Source organism: Brevundimonas sp. P7753, assembly GCF_013386595.1.
GTDB lineage: Bacteria > Pseudomonadota > Alphaproteobacteria > Caulobacterales > Caulobacteraceae > Brevundimonas > Brevundimonas bullata.
Map to the genome: position 1 here is coordinate 36,294 of NZ_JACARP010000044.1, position 16,188 is coordinate 52,481.

Below are 16,188 nucleotides of genomic sequence, written 5' to 3' on the forward strand. Positions count from 1 at the left end.
GCCGCTTGCAATCGTCGTCATTGGGGCGTTTTCATACGGGTTCGTGTGGTTTCTGGCCACGGAGGCGGTGATGACGTTCGAAGATCTGGAGCCCCGACCCCAGGGCGGCGAGGCGCTGAGGGCGCTGGGACGCGAGGACCTGGACCTCTACGCCGTGGACGAGCTGCATGAGCGGATCGCCGCGCTGGAGGCCGAGATCGCGCGGTCGAAAGCCGCCATCGACGGCAAGTCCTCCAAGCGCAGCGCCGCCGACGCCCTGTTCAATTTCCGCTGATTGTCCTCTCCCGCGATTTGGCGATCCGTGGCATGACGATTGCAGTTCCGGTCCGTGCGGCGTCGTTCTGACCCGCGAGTTTGACGGACGCGCGTGACGTTTCATGGGTAGAACCGAGTTGACTGCCATCGACGCTGACAGGGTCGGATTGCGTTCACGCAGCGCTGAGGTGCTGGATTTCGCGCGCTCGGAGCTGTTTGACCGCACCTTCCGCGAGGGGATGGAGCTGGTCGAGGAGACCGCCGCCTATCTGGACGGCGACGGCCGCCAGGATTCGCGCCTGCTGTCGCGCGCCGCCGCCCTGGCCTATGCGGGCGAAAGCATGAAGCTGACGACGCGGCTGATGCAGATCGCGTCCTGGCTTCTGGTGCAGCGCGCCGTGCGCGAGGACGACATGAGCGCCGTGGCCGCCTGCGAGCCGCGCTATCGGCTGGCCGACCGCAAGATCGAGAGCGAGCCCAGCCACCGCGAACTGCCCATCGCCCTGATCGAATACGCCGTGCGGGCCGAGAAGCTCTACGACCGCGTCCTGCACCTGGACCAGCGGATGTACCTGGGCGGCGACGAGGAGCAGCCGGTCAATCCGGTGCAGAGCCAGCTGGATCGCCTGCAGGCGGCCTTCGGGGGCTGAAGCCCCCGATCACCGGAACGCCCTTGAAAGCTGGCCTTACGGCCCGACGTCGTTGGCGTCGCTGGGGCCGTCGGCGATGACGCGCGGCAGGCTGACCGCGATGCCCAGCGCCTGGGCCAGCTTTTCATCCCGGCGATAGACGTCCTCGCGGAAGGCCACGCGGCCCTGTCCGTCGACGAAGGCGGTCCAGTAGAGCAGGCGCACGGCGATCTCGCGCCCGGTGGTGACGCGGGTGGTTTCGCGGCTGTCCTGGGCGGCGTCGAACTGGGCCAGCTTGGCGGGATCGGGCTGCAACAGCAGGCGGGCGAACTCGACGGCGTTCTGGACCCGGACGCAGCCGTGACTGCGCTGACGCACCGACAGGTTGAAGGCGCCCTTGGACGGGGTGTCGTGCAGGAAGATGGCGTAGCTGTCGCGCAGCTCGAACTTCACATAGCCCAGCGAGGACTGCGGACCGGCGCGCTGCACCACCCAGCCGTCCTTGTTGATATACATGTCATGGGCGGCCAGGTAGCCGGGCCCCTTGGGCAGGATCTCGCGGCGGGCGATGCCCATGGGCACGGTCCACGGCGGGTTGGCCACGACCGAAGCGAAGGGTTTTTCCAGGCTGGGCGTCTGGTTTTCGTTCGAGCCGACGACGACGCGGTTGGAGTGAACCGGCTTGCCGTCCTTCCAATAGACCATGATGGCGGCGGCGGTGTTGACCTCGATCCGCTCGGGATTGAGGTCGCGCTTGAGCCAGCGGCGGCGCTCCAGGTTGAGGGCGATCTGACGGGCGCGGTCCTCGGCAGAGGCGCCGAGCGAGCGCTGGGTGCCGGCGCCGATACGGCCGTCTGCGCCCAGGCCGTGGCGGGTCTGGAAGCTGCGAACCGCCTGCTCAAGTTCCGAGCCGTAGGTCAGGTTGCCCTTCAGGCGTTCGCCGGCGGCGGCGCTGAGGTCGCCCTCGGCCACCAGGCGGGCGATCAGGGCCGGGATGCGGTTGTCGCTGGTCCCCGGCTCGATGGTGCCGCCCTGACGGAAGGCGGGCCAGCCTCCGGCGCGGGTGATGCGGCGATAGCGGGCGTAGCCGGCCGACAGGTTGGTGTAGCCGATGTCGGTGGGAGCCAGGCCGTCGAACCACTGGCTCAGCTGGTTGGCGGTGATCGCCTGGGTCAGGCCGGTCGGGATGTCGACGCTGTTCTTCTGCATCTCCCACAGGTCCTCGACCGTCTCGGGACGGACGCGGCCCTCGGCCAGGACGCGGGCGTAGGTCACGGCGGCGGCGGTGGTGCGGATCTCGGCCGAGCCCGGATCGGCGGCCAGACCGACGAAGTCGAAGAAGTCCCCGACGGGCAGGGCGTGGCGCTCGGCCCCGGCGGCGACTTCCTGCAGCACGCGCAGGCGGTCGGCGGTCCAGATCGGCCTGCCGCCGGTCAGTTGATAGACGGCGCGCACATCCGCCTGAACGGCCTGCGGCAGACGCGAGGCCTGGGCGTCGAAGCCGGCGATGAAGACCTGGGGGTCGACCGGCCGGTTTTGCGCCAGGGCGGTCGAGGCCGCGCCAAGGGTCAGGGTCGTCGTCGCGACGCCAAAGCCCAGTTCCCGTCGGTTCATATGCAAACGCTCGTAAGGCCGATCCGGCGCCAGACCCGTCGTCTGCGCCCCGAAGGATCGAACGCCCCCATGTTATCGACGTTCCGGGCAAACAAAAAGCGCCGGCCCATCGGACCGGCGCTTCTGTGGCGACTATGTCGCAGCCTGTAGGGCTTACTTCTTGATGAAGCCGCCGAACTTGTTGTTGAAGCGCGACACGCGGCCGCCGCGGTCCAGCATCTGGGCGTTGCCGCCGGTCCAGGCGGGGTGGGTCGACGGGTCGATGTCGAGGGCCAGCGAGGCGCCTTCCTTGCCGTAGGTCGAACGGGTCTGGAAGGTGCTGCCGTCAGTCATCACAACCGTGATGAAGTGGTAGTCGGGGTGCGTGTCCGCTTTCATCGATCTGATCCGTCTCTGCGCGTCGACGATGCCGACCGTCAGTGCGCGTAAATAGAGAAACCCGCCGAGGCTAGACGGCGGGAATGAGCGGCGGCGTTTACACCGGGGGGCGTTCCGGGGCAAGAGCGCGGATATGACCCAAGTTTCCACGCCTTCCGCTTCCCCAGAGGCCAGTTCAGCGGCGAGGGGCCGCCCTGGCGCCGGCGCCCTGTTGGTTGAACAGATGGATGAGGCGGGCGGCAAGCGCGCCAAGACCCGCAACATCAAGCCCTTGGCCCGTTTGCTGCCCTTCATGATGCGGCACCGGCTGGACGCGGGGATCGCGGGTCTGTGGCTGGTCTTTTCGACGGCGGCGTCCCTGGGGCTGACGGCGACGGCGCGGGGCGCCATCGACAACGGCTTCGAGAACGGCGGCCGCGACATCAACACCTGGTTCCTGATTCTGGGCGCCAACGCCCTGATTCTGGGGCTGGCGACGGCCTTCCGCTATTTCTACGTGACCAAGACCGGCGAGCGGGTCATCGCCGACCTGCGCACGGCCCTGTTCCAGCGCATCCTGACGCTGGACCCGGTCTTCTTCGCCCATATGCGGACCGGGGAGGTGCTGTCGCGCCTGACGACCGACATCCAGTTGGTCGACACCTTGCTGACCACCTCGGTCAGCTATGCCCTGCGCAACTTCTTCACCCTGATCGGCGGGGTGATCCTGCTGTTCTTCGTCAGCCCCAAGCTGACCGGCTTCGTGCTGCTGATCGTGCCGATCCTGATCGTGCCGCTGTTCATCTTTGGCCGTCAGGTGCGCAAGCTGACGGTCAAGTCGCAGGACACCTTCGCCAACGCCGTGGGCTTCGCCGGCGAGAGCGTGGACGCCATCGAGACGGTCCAGGCCTTTGGTCGTGAGAAGAGCGCCATCGGTCGTTTCAGCGCGGCGGTGGAGGAGGCCTTCGGCGTCTCCCTGGTCCGCATGCGGGCGCGGGCGGTGATGACGGCCATGATCATCGTGGTCATGTTCGGGGGCGTGACCCTGGTGCTGTGGCTGGGGGCGCAGGACGTGATCGCCGGGACCATGACGCCGGGGGCCTTGCTGCAGTTCGTTCTGTTGTCGGTCTTCGCCGCCGGCGCCGTGGGCGCGCTCGGCGAAAGCTGGGGCGACGTGCAGAAGGCCGCGGGGGCCATGGAGCGGATCGACGAGCTGATGCGGGCCGTGCCCGCCATCGCCCCGCCCGCGAACCCTGTGGCCCTGCCGCAGCCGCCGCGCGGCGAGGTGTCGATGTCGGCGGTGGACTTCGCCTATCCGGGCCGTCCCGACCTGCCGGCGCTGAAGGGCTTCAGCCTGACCGTGCGTCCGGGCGAGACCGTGGCTCTGGTCGGGCCGTCGGGGGCGGGCAAGTCGACCGTCTTCCGTCTGTTGCTGCGCTTCTATGATCCGCAATCGGGTCTGGTGTCGGTGGACGGCGTGGACGTTCGCGCCGCCGATCCGATCGCGGTGCGTGAGCGCTTCGCCTGGGTGTCGCAGGAGGCGCCCCTGTTCTCGGGCTCGGCGCTGGAGAACATCCGCTTCGGCCGCGAGGCCGCGACCCTGGCCGAGGCCCGCGCCGTCGCCGACGAGGCCCAGGCGCTGGGCTTCATCGAGGCCCTGCCGCAGGGCTTCGACACGCCGCTGGGTGAGCGCGGCAAGAGCCTGTCGGGCGGTCAACGCCAGCGTTTGGCGATTGCGCGGGCTCTGGTGCGCGAGGCCCCGATCCTGCTGCTGGACGAGGCGACGAGCGCCCTGGACGCCGAGAACGAGCGTCTGGTGCAGGCGGCGCTGGATCAGGCCATGGAGGCGCGCACGACCCTGGTCATCGCCCACCGTCTGGCGACGGTTCTGCGCGCCGACCGCATCGTCGTCATGGACGGTGGCCAGGTGGTCGAGGAGGGCACCCACGCCGAACTGACGGCCAAGGGCGGGCTCTATGCGCGACTAGCGGCCCTGCAGTTCCAGGGGACGTAGCGGCTTCTTTCCTCCTTGTCGCGAAGCGATGGGGAGGTGGATCGGATGCGATAGCAGACGAGACGGAGGGGGCGACTCGACCGAAGACGTTTGCGTCGCCCCCTCCACCGCTGCGCGGTCCCCCTCCCCATGGAATGGGGAGGAAAGAGCGGGGGCGATTGCACTGTGCTTCGAAAAAAAACAGTGCAATTGGTGCAATATTCGCCGGGTGAGCGACGATCCTTCCCTGCGGAGCGGGGGAGGATCGAGGGGCGCTTGCGGCTGCGACGATGTCAAAGAACGCGAGCATGATAACGCGGTCTGGGGCGGCGCCATGCGTTGCGCGTCGGCGCGTTGGAAAAGGCTTTGAGATCAAGGCGCGAGGCAGCGACGTTGTGATGGCTGGCCGCGTGATCGTTACCCTCTCCCGTTGGGAGAGGGATGTCTTAGCGCGCCGCGACCGCGACGCCCGGAAAGTCGCTGAACACGGCGTCGACGCCGAGGGCGTAGAAAGCCTTGAGATAGGCGGTCAGGTCGCCGTGGGCGGCGGGGGCGTCGCCGTGACGGTGTTCCAGGGGAAGGAAGGCGTTTTCGGCGCGGAAGGTCCAGGCGACGACCTTGAGCCCGGCGGCGTGGGCGTCGGGGATCAGGGGCGTGGGGGACTGGCTGCGGGAAGCGCCGTCGCGCGGCAGGATCAGGCCGGTCTCGACACCGATGGCGTCCGCATAGGCGGCGACGGCGCTGAGGCCCTCAGGCGTGCTCATGGCGGCATAGGTCAGGTCGGGACGGTCGGCGGGGCCGCCCATGACGCTCATCAGTTGCAAGAGGGGGGCGTCGATGCGGGCCTTGAGCCGTTGCAGCGGGCCGACCTCGAAGCACTGGATCAGGATGGGGGCGTCGGCGGCGGTCAGGCCGTGGCGGTCGAGGGCGGCGACGAAGGCGTCTTCCATCGGCAGGCCGACGCCGGCGAAATAGGAGGGGTGTTTCAGTTCGGGGGCGACGCCGATGACCCGTCCGGTGCGGACGGTCTCCTGGCGGGCGATGGCCACGACCTCGTCAAAGGTGAGGATCGGCTCCTGACCGTCCCAGGCGGTGTTGGCGGGACGGAGCAGCGGCAGGCGTTCGCGCGCGCGCAGGGTCTGCAACTCGGCGAGGGTGAAGTCTTCGGTGAACCAGCCGGTGGTCTGGACGCCGTCGACGGTTTTAGTGGTCTTGCGGGCGGCGAAGGCGGGGCGGTCGGCCACGTCGGTCGTGTCGCCGATCTCGTTCTCGTGGCGGACGACGAACTGGCCGTCGCGGGTCATGACCAGATCCGGCTCGATGACATCCGCGCCCTGTTCGACGGCCAGTCGATAGGCCGAGGCCGTGTGCTCGGGCCGTTCGCCGGACGCGCCGCGATGGGCGATGACTTGGGGGGCGGACATGGCGTCAGGATGGGCTGGATCGCCCGCCGAGGGTAGGGGGCGGATAGGACAAAGGCGGCGGAGCCATCGCCCCGCCGCCTTCGCTCAGTGTCCCTGAAAAAGGAAGATCAGCCGGCGATCTCTTGCGGGTCGATCTTGTAGATGGTCGAGCAGTATTCGCACGTCGCGTGGATCATGCCGTAGTCCTCGACCATCTCGGCGCGGTCTTCGAGGGGGAAGGACTGCATCACCGTGACCAGCCGTTCCTTGGAGCAGCGGCAGACGGCGGCCAGGGACCGGGCGCCTTCCAGCCGCACGCCGTCCTCGTGGAAGAGGCGATACAGCAGGGTCTCGGCGCTGATGGTCGGGTCGATCAGTTCGTCGTCGCCCAGGGTGTGGAACAGGGCGCGGGTGCGTTCCCACACCTCCTCGGTCGAGCCGCGCGCGCTGTCGCCGGCGATGACCTGAATCATCGCCCCGCCCGCGCGCCACGAGGTTCCGGCCTCGGTGGTCACTTCGCCCACGGCCAGGCGGACCTTGGTCGGCACCTGCTCGGACTGGGTGAAGTAGTGTTCGGCGCACAGCGACAGGCTGTCGCCCTCGATCGGGGTGATGCCCTGGGTGCGTTCGAAATCCTCGCCCCGGTCGATGGTCATGATGAAGACGCCCTGGCCCAGCAGGGCCTGCGCGCCGGGGCGTGCAGCGCCTCCAGAGGCCTGGGCGACCTCTTCGGGATCAAAGCGGCAGAAGCCGCGCAGCGTGCCGGCGGTGTCGTAGTCGGCCACGACATAGCGCACCGGGCCGTCGCCCTGGGCCTGAACGATCAGGCGGCCCTCGAACTTCAGCGCCGAGCCGACGATGGCGGCCAGGACGCAGGCCTCGCCCAGCAGGGCGGCGACGGGCTCGGGATAGTCGTGGGCCGACAGAATCTTGTTTACCGCCTCGCCCAGCCGCACCAGGCGGCCGCGCACGGGCCAGCCTTCGATCTGGAAGGCGGCGGCGAAATCGTCGGCGTGAGCCTTGATGGTCTGTGCGGCGGGCGCGTGATCGGTCACGGCGAAGATCCTGAAAAAGGCGAAACTGTCTGGAAGCGGCGCAACATAGGGAGGCGACCCGCCCTTGGTAAGGGGGAGGGGCCGATCCGCCGACGAGGCTTGCAGCTTGACCGTTTACGGCGGAACCTCTTTCGGCGCGGTTCGCTCCTGTCCTGACGACAGTTTTCGACAAGAAGAGGTTTGATTGCCCATGGTTCGACAGTTCAACGCCGTGGACGAGGTCCGCAAACATCCAGGCATCACCGCCGGCGTGGTCGCCGTCCTGGCGGGCGTAGGGATTGCCGCCCTGTTGCTGATGCAGCGTTCAGGCCCGACCCGCTATGAGCGGCTGCGTGAGCGGGTCGATCCGCGCGGCTGGTTCGATGCGGAGGCCCTGCGCCATCGGTTCGATGACATCGCGCGCGGCGTGCGGCACGGCGCCGACGACCTGACCCACCGCGCCGCCGACCTGGGCGGCTACGCCGGCGAGCGCGCCGGGCACCTCGGCCAGGACGCGCGGGCCAAGGCCGAGCACTGGCTGCACCATTCGGGCAAGAAGACGCGCAAGCCCATGAAGCGCTACGCACGGCAGGCGCGGCGCTATGCCGAGGACGCGGGCGATTTCGCGCGTGACCACGCCAGGGAGGGCGGGGCCCTGCTGGCGGTCGCCACCATCGCCGCCGCCATCGGCGCTGCGGCGCTGGAAAGCCGTCGCAAGAGCCAGGGATCAGGCGGTTTCGGCAAATTGTGACGGTTTTGGAAAATTCATGCGGAAAGGGGGGCTTCGGCCCCCCTTTTTATTGCTGCAAGTGCGAAGGTGGGCTAGGTGCGGCGCATGACTTCGCCCGTCTTCATCTTCGACTTCGATTCCACCCTGGTGCGCATCGAGACGCTTGAAGCGCTCGCTGACATCGCCCTGTCCGACGCGCCTGATGCGGCGGCGAAAAAGGCCGAGATCGCGTCCCTGACCGATCAGGCCATGACGGGGCAGGTGGACTTCGGCACGGCCCTGCGTCGTCGGCTGGAACTGCTGGCCTTGAACCGCAGTCACGTCGAGGCGCTGAGCGACCGTATTCTGGACGAGGCCAGCGCCTCGATCCGCCGCAACGTGGACTTCTTCGAGCGTCACGCCGAGCGGGTCTATATCCTGTCCGGCGGTTTCCGCGAGGTGATCGCGCCCCTGGCCGCGCGGCTGGGGATCGCCGCCGATCATGTCTTGGCCAACGACCTGATCTATGACGCCGAGGGCCTGGTGACGGGCGTGGACGACGCCAACCCCCTGTCGCGCGACAACGGCAAGCCCGAGGTCATCAATGCCCTGAAACTGGCCGGACCCGTGGTCATGGTCGGCGACGGCTGGACCGACGCCGAGGTCAAGCTGGCCGGCGCCGCCGACCGCTTCTACGCCTTCACCGAGGTCGTCAGCCGGGCCAAGGTGATCGAGGTCGCCGACGCCGTCGCCGCTTCGCTGGACGAGGTCCTGTTCGCCGAGGGCGTGTCGGGCCGCTGGTCTTACCCGCGCAACCGCATCAAGATGCTGCTGCTGGAGAACATCCACCCCGCCGCCGTCGAACGGCTGGAGGAGGCGGGCTACTCCGTCGAGACGATGAAGGGCGCGCTGGACGAGGACGACCTGATCGAGGCCATCAAGGGCGTGCATGTTCTGGGCATCCGCTCCAAGACCAATGTCAGCGCGCGCGTGCTGGAGCACGCCGACCGTCTGCTGGCCGTCGCCGCCTTCTGCATCGGCACCAACCAGATCGACCTGGACGCAGCGGCGGCGCACGGCGTGGCCGTGTTCAACGCCCCCTATTCCAACACCCGCTCGGTGGTCGAGTTGGCCATCGGGCTGACCATCGTCCTGATGCGCGACGTGGCCGACAAGTCGGCGGCCATGCACCAGGGTCAGTGGAACAAGTCGGCCACCGGCTCGCGTGAGCTGCGCGGCAAGACCCTGGGCATCGTCGGATACGGCGCCATCGGCTCGCAGCTGTCGGTGCTGGCCGAGGGGCTGGGGATGCGCGTCATCTTCCATGACCTGTCGGAGCGGCTGGCCCTGGGCAACGCCCGGCGGATGCGTTCGCTGGACGCCCTGCTGGCCGAGGCCGACGTGGTCAGCCTGCATGTCGACGGGCGCAAGGAAAACGCCGACGTCATCGGCGCGGCCCAGTTCGCGAAGATGAAGCCGGGCGTCCTGTTCCTGAACCTGTCGCGCGGGCACGTTGTCGATGTCGACGCCCTGGCCGAGGCGGTGAAGTCGGGCCGGGTCGCCGGCGCGGCGGTCGATGTCTTCCCCGAGGAGCCGCGCACCAACGCCGACCCCTTCGACAGCCCTCTGCGCGGACTGAAGAACGTCATCCTGTCGCCCCACATCGGCGGCTCGACCGAGGAGGCGCAGGAAGCCATAGCCGAGTTCGCGGCCGAGCGGCTGCTGGGCTATCTGAACCGGGGCGACACCACCTTCTGCGTCAACCTGCCGAACGTGCAGTTGGCCGAGGTGTCGCGCGCCCACCGTCTGCTGCACATCCACAGGAACCAGCCGGGCGTTCTGGCCGAATTGAACCGCGCCCTGTCGGCGGCAGGCTTCAACATCCTGGGCCAGCATCTGAAGACGGACGAGCGCACCGGCTACGTCATCACCGACGTGGATCGCGACTATGATCCCGAGGTGCTGAAGGTCCTGCGTGACCTGCCGGGCACGGTCCGCTTCCGAATGCTTCACTGAACGACGTTCACCTTCCCTAGGGGCATCTTGCGTTCGCGGCGAAGCAGCGCATCCTCTCCATAACGACCGCGCACTGACGGTCGAGGGAGGAACACCGATGTCTCGTCTTCTTCGCGGAGCCGCCTTGGCGGCGCTGACCCTGGCTGCCGTGTCAACCGCCGGCGCCGCCGGGGCCCAAAGCTACAACCGTCTGGTCGTGTTCGGCGACAGTCTGTCCGACAACGGCAACCTCTACGCCGCGACGGGCAATACGACGCCGACCTCGCCGCCCTATTATCAGGGTCGCTTCTCGAACGGGCCGGTGTTTACCGAACTGCTGGGCTTCAACGCCGGGCGTTACGCCGCCGGCGCGCCGGTGACGGGCAGCATCAATCTGGCCTTTGGCGGCGCGCGCACCGACAGCCAGGCCTCGCCGCCGGGCATGCGCAATCAACTGCTGGCCTATACGGGCGCGGGCGGCAAGTTCGGCGCGGGGGATCTGGTCAGCATCCTGGGCGGGGCCAACAACATCTTCCAGGCCGTTCCGGCGGCGGGCGCATCCGCCAACCCGCAGGGCGCCATCGCCCCGGTGGCTCAGAGCGCCGCCGCGGACGTCAACTTCATCGTCAACAGCGTGGCCTCGGCCGGGGCGGGGACGATCCTGGTGACGAACCTGCCGCGTCTGGGCACGACGCCGCAGTTCAATCAGGGGCCTGGCCTGCCGGCCAAGCCTCTGGCCGACTATGCCGGCACCACGTTCAACACGGCCTTGCAGACGGGGCTGATGACGGTGGCGGCGAACCAGGCCAACAGCAACATCATCCTGATGGATCTCTACAAGATCAGCGACACCCTGACGGCCAGCCCGGATCGCTTCGGTCTGACCAACGCCAAGGACGCCTGTTTCAACGGCGCGACCGTCTGCGCCAATCCCGACGGCTACCTCTACTGGGACGGCGTGCACCCGACGGCGGCGGGGCACCGGCTGATCGCGCGCCTGGCCAACGACTATCTCTACTACGGCGATCTGGGCTCGCAGACGGCGGTCCTGGGCGAGACGGCCTGGCGGCACCGCGAGGATGCGCTGGACGGTTCGACCGCCAGCCTGTCGGGGCGCGACGCCTGGACGGCGGGGACCGCGATCTCGGTTTCGGCCCTGGCCGACCGGACCGAGACGGACGCGCGCGGCGCCATCGGCGAGGCGACCTCCAACGGCTATGGCGTTCGCATCGCCCTGGAGTCCGGCACCGAGACGATGAAGTTCGGCCTGGCCGGCAGCTATCGCAACGCCGACGTGGACGCAGGCAGCCTGAACGTCGATCTCGACACCTTCGGCCTCGACCTCTACGGCGGCTGGCGCTCGGGCGACATCTTCGTCAACGCGGCGGCGGGCGTGGCTCAGGACGACTTCAATGACATCAGCCGTCTGACCTCGCTGGCCCCCGTCGTCCACACAGGTTCAACGCGGGGCGTTTCGACCGGCGCGCGTCTGCAGGGCGGGATGTGGTTCGACATGGGCGGAATCGCCCTGTCGCCGCGCGCCGCTGTGGCCTGGATCAACAGCGACGTGGACGGCTTCATGGAGCAGGGCGTCGCGGCCCAGTACGCCTATCAGGACCGCTCGGTGCAAGGCACGACCGCTGAGATCGCCCTGCGCGCCGAGGGCGGCGTCGACCGCTTCCGCTTCTTCGCCGAGGGCGGCTATCGCGACAGCCTCAGCGACGACAGCGACGCCGTGCGCACCGGCATCGCCGGTAATCCCGCCAAGATCCTGGCGCGCGAGGTCGATCAGCCCTGGGGCGGTCAGTTCCTGGCCTCGGCGGGGATCGAAGGCACGGTGATGGACCGCCTGAAGGTCTCGATCGGCTACAAGGGCCGCTTCGGCGATCAGGCCAACAGCCATATGGGCGGGGTGCAGCTGACCCTGCCGCTGTAAGGCGAAAGCAACCGAAGAGGGGCCGCGCGGTCGAGGACCGCGCGGCCCCTTTGCGTTTGGGTTCCACGATGCGACGCCGTGTCGCCCCCGAGGCGCCCCATTCAGGTCCCGGTGTGATGCCAGAAAAGGACAACCCCGGCCGTCGGCGACTGTTTTCTCCGCCATCCGCGCATCGCGCGAGCACGACGGCCCTCCCGCTTGAAAGAGCGCCAGGAGCTGTTGTTTCGTATGCGTTTTCTTCCCCCGGCCGCCCGGCCGTTCGTGCTTCATGTCGGTCAGATCACCCTGCTGGCCGGCGCTGCTGTTCTGGCCATGGCCGCCGCGCCGCTGAACGGCGCCAATCCCGCCCCGGACAAGGTCGAGGATCTGTCGGCCCCCGCCGCTCCGCCGGTGACGGCGGTGGCCAAGCCCGCCGGTCCCCTGATGCGCAAGGTCGTGTTCGAAGCCCCGGTGAAGGGCTATCGGATCAACTCGGCCTTTGGTCTGCGCAAGCTGGCCATCGAGGCCAAGGCCCGCGCCCACAAGGGCGTGGACATCGCCGCGCCCAAGGGCGCCAGCGTCTATTCGACCGCCGAGGGCAAGGTGGTTCGCGCCGGTTTCCAGGCCGGCGGCTATGGCAACTTCATCGAGGTCCAGCATCCGAACGGGATGAGCAGCGTCTATGGCCACCTCAGCCGTATCGATGTCCACACCGGCCAGTCGGTAGCCACGGGCGAGCGCATCGGCCTGGTCGGCTCGACCGGCTATTCGACCGGCCCGCACCTGCATTTCGAGGTGCGCCGCAACGGCGGTCAGGTGAACCCGACCAAGGTCGTGGGCCAGAGTTTCGACGTGAAAGTCACGGCGCCCAAGGTCTAGGACGCGCCGCGTCGGGGTCTGCGGCAATGATGACCGTTCCGTAATGTAAAATGCCCTTTCCATCCCCCGTCTCTGACCGTTAGGATTCGGCTCTGACGGTTGGAGGATAGGGCATGGCGGCAGCGCTGACGCTGGATGGGATCAGCAAGAGATACGGCGGCTTTCAGGCCGTGTCCGACCTGAGCTTCGAGGTCGAGAAGGGCACGATCTGCGGCTTCCTGGGCCCGAATGGCGCGGGCAAGACCTCGACCCTGCGCATGATTCTGGGGCTGCAGCCCGCCACCTCGGGCCGGATCGATATCCTGGGCGCCGACGACGGGCGCAAGGTGCGCGACCGGATCGGTTTCCTTCCCGAAGAGCGCGGCCTCTACAAGAAGATGACGCCGGTGGACGCCATCGCCTTCTTCGGCGGGCTAAAAGGGCTGCCCGTGGCCGAAGGCCGCAAGCGCGCCCGCGAGATGCTGGAGCAGATGGGCCTGGGCGACGCCCAGAAGAAGAAGATGAAGGAGCTGTCCAAGGGGATGGCTCAGAAGGTCCAGTTGATCGCATCGGTCGTGCATCGGCCTGAGTTCGTGATCCTGGACGAGCCGTTTTCCGGCCTCGACCCGATGAACCAGCAGGGGCTGGAGGCCATGATCCGGGCGCTGGCCGCCGACGGCGCGACGGTCCTGTTCTCGACCCACGTCATGCAGCACGCCGAACGCCTGTGCGACAAGGTCGTGCTGCTGGCGCGCGGCAGGAAGGCCTTTGAAGGCACGGTGGACCAGGCGAGGGCGACCTCGCCGCGCTTCCTGGAACTGGAGGGGGCGCTGGATGTCGCCGCCGTTTCGGCCCTGCCGGGGGTGTCGGGCGTCGAGGTGCTGAACGACCACGACGGGGCGCGCACCCTTCGGGCCGGTCTGGCCCAGGGGGCAGGGGGGCAGGAGGCGCTGAAGTCGGCCTTCCTGACTGGGCTGGACGTGCGCCGGTTCCAGATCAAGGAGCCGACCCTGCACGACGCCTTCATCGCCCTGACCGGCGATCACCCGGACGAGGACCAGAGCGTCGCCAGAGACGCCGCCCACGATGGGCTCAAGGCGGAGGCCGCCCGATGAACCGCACCCTTCTGATCGCGCGCCGTGAATACATGGCCTACGCCAAGACCGTCGGCTTCTGGCTGTCGCTGTTGGCCTTCCCCCTGTTCGGGGCGCTGGGCGGGGCCATTCCCATTCTGATGAGCCATGCTGAGCCGACGCGCTCGGTGGCCCTGGTCGACGAGGCGCCGACCGGCTCCGGCCTGGCGGCCGCCGTGCGGCAGTCGCTGGAGAACGAGCAGGCGAAGGGCGACATCAACGCTCTGCGCATGGCCGCCATCCCTGAGGCGGGCGTGGCGGGCGGCGACCGGGTGCGCCAGATCGCCGAGACGCAGGGCTATGAGGCCGGGGTTGCCGCCCTTAAGCGTGAAGCGCCCCGCGCCGGGGCCGGCTTCACCGCGCCGAAGCCCAGCCTGACCCTGGCGGCCCCGCCCGCCGAGATCGTCGCCGCCGTGCCGGGCGAGGCCCGCGACGCCCTGGCGCGCCGCTACCTCAGCGATGAGGCGCCGGACGGCCGGAAACTGAGCGCCGTCGTCTTCCTGACGGAGACCGAAGGCCAGCCCGGCGCTCGCGTCTGGACCGCCCGCGCCACCGACGACGCGGTCGAGAACGCCGTCCGCGACGCTCTGAAGGACGTCAACCGCCGTCAGGTCTTCGCCGCCAGCGGCATCGACCCCGCCGTGGTGGCCCAGACCGATCGCTTCCGTCCCGAGCTGGCTGTCTTCTCGCCCAAGGCGGCGTCGGGCGGCGAGGTGTCGTTCCGTGACAAGCTGCCGACCGTGGTCGGCCTAGCGGTCGGCTTCATCCTGTGGTCGCTGATCATCACCGGCGCCTCGATCCTGCTGAACAGCGTCATGGAGGAGAAGTCGAACAAGATCCTGGAGGTGCTGCTGTCCTCGGCCTCGGCGACCGAGATCCTGACCGGCAAGGTGCTGGGCGTGGCCCTGCTGACGCTGACGGTGCTGGTCGCTTGGGGCGGGCTGGGGGGAATCGGCCTGATCGCCGCCGCCCCGGATATGGCGGGCGACATCGGCTCGGTGCTGATGAGCAATGGGCTGCTGATCTATTTCCTGCTGTTCATGGTCGGCGGCTATCTGATGTACGCCGTCCTGTTCGCGGCCATCGGCGCCTTCTGCGAGACGCCGCGCGACGCCCAGACCCTGATGGGGCCGATCATGATGGTGCTGTTCGTGCCGCTGATCGTCATGCAGATGGCCATCCGCACGCCCGACGCCACGGTGGTCAAGGTGATGAGCCTGATCCCGCCCTTCACCCCCTTCGTCATGGCGGCGCGCGCGCCCAGCGGTCCGCCTCTGATCGAGATCATCGGCGCCCTGATCGGGATGTTCCTGTTCGCCGCCCTGATGGTCTGGGTTGCGGGCCGCGCCTTCCGCGCCGGCGCCCTGTCGGACGTGAAGCTGAACTGGAAGAGCTTCCTCGGCGCGGTGCGCGGGGGAAGCTGAGGCGTGTGAAACCTTCTCCCCTTGAGGGGGAAGGGGACCTGTCAGGGTCGGATGAGGGGGCGCAGCCTTCAGAAGGTTCGCAAATCGGGCGTGGCGATCTTCGGCGAGCAGGTGGCGCTCACACCCCTCATCCGAGCNNCCCTCAAGGGGAGAAGGATTTTTAGGGAGACAAAGAAAAGGCCCGCTCCGGTTTCCCGGGGCGGGCCTTGATCTTTTCAGCCTGGGCTGGGGCGGTATTACCGGCCGCCGGCGCCCGGAACGCGCGGCTTCGGAGCCGGCAGCAGGCCTTCGCGCTGGGCGCGCTTGCGAGCCAGCTTGCGGGCGCGACGGACAGCTTCAGCCTTTTGACGGGCGCGCTTTTCCGAAGGCTTTTCGAAGTGCACGTGGCGCTTCATTTCACGGAAGCTGCCTTCACGTTGCATCTTCTTTTTCAGGGCCTTGAGCGCCTGATCGACGTTGTTGTCGCGAACGAAAATCTGAACCAGGGTTATCTCTCCTTTGGCCGCCCGCCGCGTCCTTTCGAAGGGAGACGGGCAGACAAAATAAAAATCTCGACCGAAAGAACTAAGGCTCTCGGATGAAGGCGCGCTGATACACGACCAGTCGGGGCCTGTCCAGATCGACACAGGCAATCGTGATGGGTCGAAATGCCGGAAGGACAGGACTATCTTGGGGATATGACCGAAGCCGCCCCCGCCGATCCCAAACCCGCCCCGCCCAAGGACGACTGGGCTGTCCGTATGGAGCAGGCGGTGCTGGACGCCGCTATAGAACGCGCGCCCGCGCTAGGCTGGAACAGCCGTCTGGTGCGTGCGGCGTGCGAGGCCAACGGCCTGTCGCTGGGCGACGAGGAACTGCTGTTGCCGAAC

General features: G+C 68.1%; 14 protein-coding genes and 2 pseudogenes. 11 read left to right on the forward strand and 5 right to left on the reverse strand.

Annotated elements, in window-relative coordinates; genetic code table 11:
* The first annotated feature begins 70 nt into the window (after positions 1-70).
* On the forward strand, positions 71-274 hold the full coding sequence (locus HX774_RS09800; RefSeq protein WP_114818774.1) for a DUF1192 domain-containing protein: 204 nt from the start codon (positions 71-73) through the stop codon (positions 272-274).
* 103 nt (positions 275-377) lie between these two features.
* A complete protein-coding gene (locus tag HX774_RS09805; RefSeq protein WP_114818768.1) occupies positions 378-905 on the forward strand; it encodes a DUF1465 family protein in 528 nt (175 codons plus the stop codon).
* A gap of 36 nt (positions 906-941) precedes the next feature.
* Here HX774_RS09805 and HX774_RS09810 read toward each other — a convergent pair whose 3' ends face one another.
* Together HX774_RS09810 and rpmE are read right to left on the reverse strand one after the other, a co-directional pair.
* Positions 942-2,498, reverse strand: a complete 1,557-nt coding sequence (locus HX774_RS09810) for a murein L,D-transpeptidase (RefSeq protein ID WP_178826404.1) — start codon at positions 2,496-2,498, stop codon at positions 942-944.
* A gap of 153 nt (positions 2,499-2,651) precedes the next feature.
* A complete protein-coding gene (rpmE, locus tag HX774_RS09815) occupies positions 2,652-2,876 on the reverse strand; it encodes a 50S ribosomal protein L31 (protein WP_114818770.1) in 225 nt (74 codons plus the stop codon).
* A 133-nt stretch (positions 2,877-3,009) separates the two neighbouring features.
* Between rpmE and HX774_RS09820 the strand changes: the two genes are divergently transcribed.
* Entirely contained in the window at positions 3,010-4,869 is a 1,860-nt protein-coding gene (locus tag HX774_RS09820) for an ABC transporter transmembrane domain-containing protein (RefSeq protein ID WP_178826406.1), read from the forward strand.
* Between the two features lie 425 nt (positions 4,870-5,294).
* Here HX774_RS09820 and HX774_RS09825 read toward each other — a convergent pair whose 3' ends face one another.
* On the reverse strand, positions 5,295-6,272 hold the full coding sequence (locus HX774_RS09825) for a glycerophosphodiester phosphodiesterase (RefSeq protein WP_178826408.1): 978 nt from the start codon (positions 6,270-6,272) through the stop codon (positions 5,295-5,297).
* Positions 6,273-6,379: 107 nt separating this feature from the next.
* Complete coding sequence (locus HX774_RS09830) at positions 6,380-7,306, reverse strand: Hsp33 family molecular chaperone (protein ID WP_178826410.1); 927 nt, start codon at positions 7,304-7,306, stop codon at positions 6,380-6,382.
* Between the two features lie 190 nt (positions 7,307-7,496).
* Here HX774_RS09830 and HX774_RS09835 point away from each other — a divergent pair, with 190 nt between their 5' ends.
* The 7 genes and pseudogenes from HX774_RS09835 (at position 7,497) to HX774_RS09860 (ending at position 15,319) form a co-directional block, all read left to right on the forward strand.
* Positions 7,497-8,036: a hypothetical protein gene (locus tag HX774_RS09835; protein ID WP_178826429.1), complete on the forward strand. Its 540-nt coding sequence runs from the start codon at positions 7,497-7,499 to the stop codon at positions 8,034-8,036.
* Between the two features lie 84 nt (positions 8,037-8,120).
* A pseudogene (locus tag HX774_RS20395) lies at positions 8,121-8,645 on the forward strand (HAD-IB family phosphatase); the annotation flags it as partial.
* Positions 8,646-8,780: 135 nt separating this feature from the next.
* A complete protein-coding gene (gene serA / locus HX774_RS09840; protein WP_370523468.1) occupies positions 8,781-10,010 on the forward strand; it encodes a phosphoglycerate dehydrogenase in 1,230 nt (409 codons plus the stop codon).
* Positions 10,011-10,107: 97 nt separating this feature from the next.
* Complete coding sequence (locus tag HX774_RS09845; protein ID WP_178826414.1) at positions 10,108-11,925, forward strand: autotransporter domain-containing protein; 1,818 nt, start codon at positions 10,108-10,110, stop codon at positions 11,923-11,925.
* A 228-nt stretch (positions 11,926-12,153) separates the two neighbouring features.
* Positions 12,154-12,783 carry a M23 family metallopeptidase gene (locus HX774_RS09850; RefSeq protein ID WP_178826416.1) on the forward strand — a complete coding sequence of 210 codons (630 nt, stop codon included), beginning with the start codon at positions 12,154-12,156 and terminating at the stop codon, positions 12,781-12,783.
* A 113-nt stretch (positions 12,784-12,896) separates the two neighbouring features.
* Complete coding sequence (locus tag HX774_RS09855) at positions 12,897-13,877, forward strand: ABC transporter ATP-binding protein (protein WP_178826417.1); 981 nt, start codon at positions 12,897-12,899, stop codon at positions 13,875-13,877.
* Positions 13,874-15,319: an ABC transporter permease gene (locus HX774_RS09860; protein WP_178826419.1), complete on the forward strand. Its 1,446-nt coding sequence runs from the start codon at positions 13,874-13,876 to the stop codon at positions 15,317-15,319. The genes HX774_RS09855 and HX774_RS09860 overlap by 4 nt, the downstream gene beginning before the upstream one ends.
* A 236-nt stretch (positions 15,320-15,555) precedes the next feature.
* On the opposite strand, the gene rpsU is transcribed toward HX774_RS09860, so the two are convergent.
* A complete protein-coding gene (gene rpsU / locus HX774_RS09865; protein ID WP_114816932.1) occupies positions 15,556-15,804 on the reverse strand; it encodes a 30S ribosomal protein S21 in 249 nt (82 codons plus the stop codon).
* Between the two features lie 192 nt (positions 15,805-15,996).
* Here rpsU and HX774_RS09870 point away from each other — a divergent pair.
* Positions 15,997-16,188, forward strand: a pseudogene (locus tag HX774_RS09870) (COQ9 family protein); the annotation flags it as partial.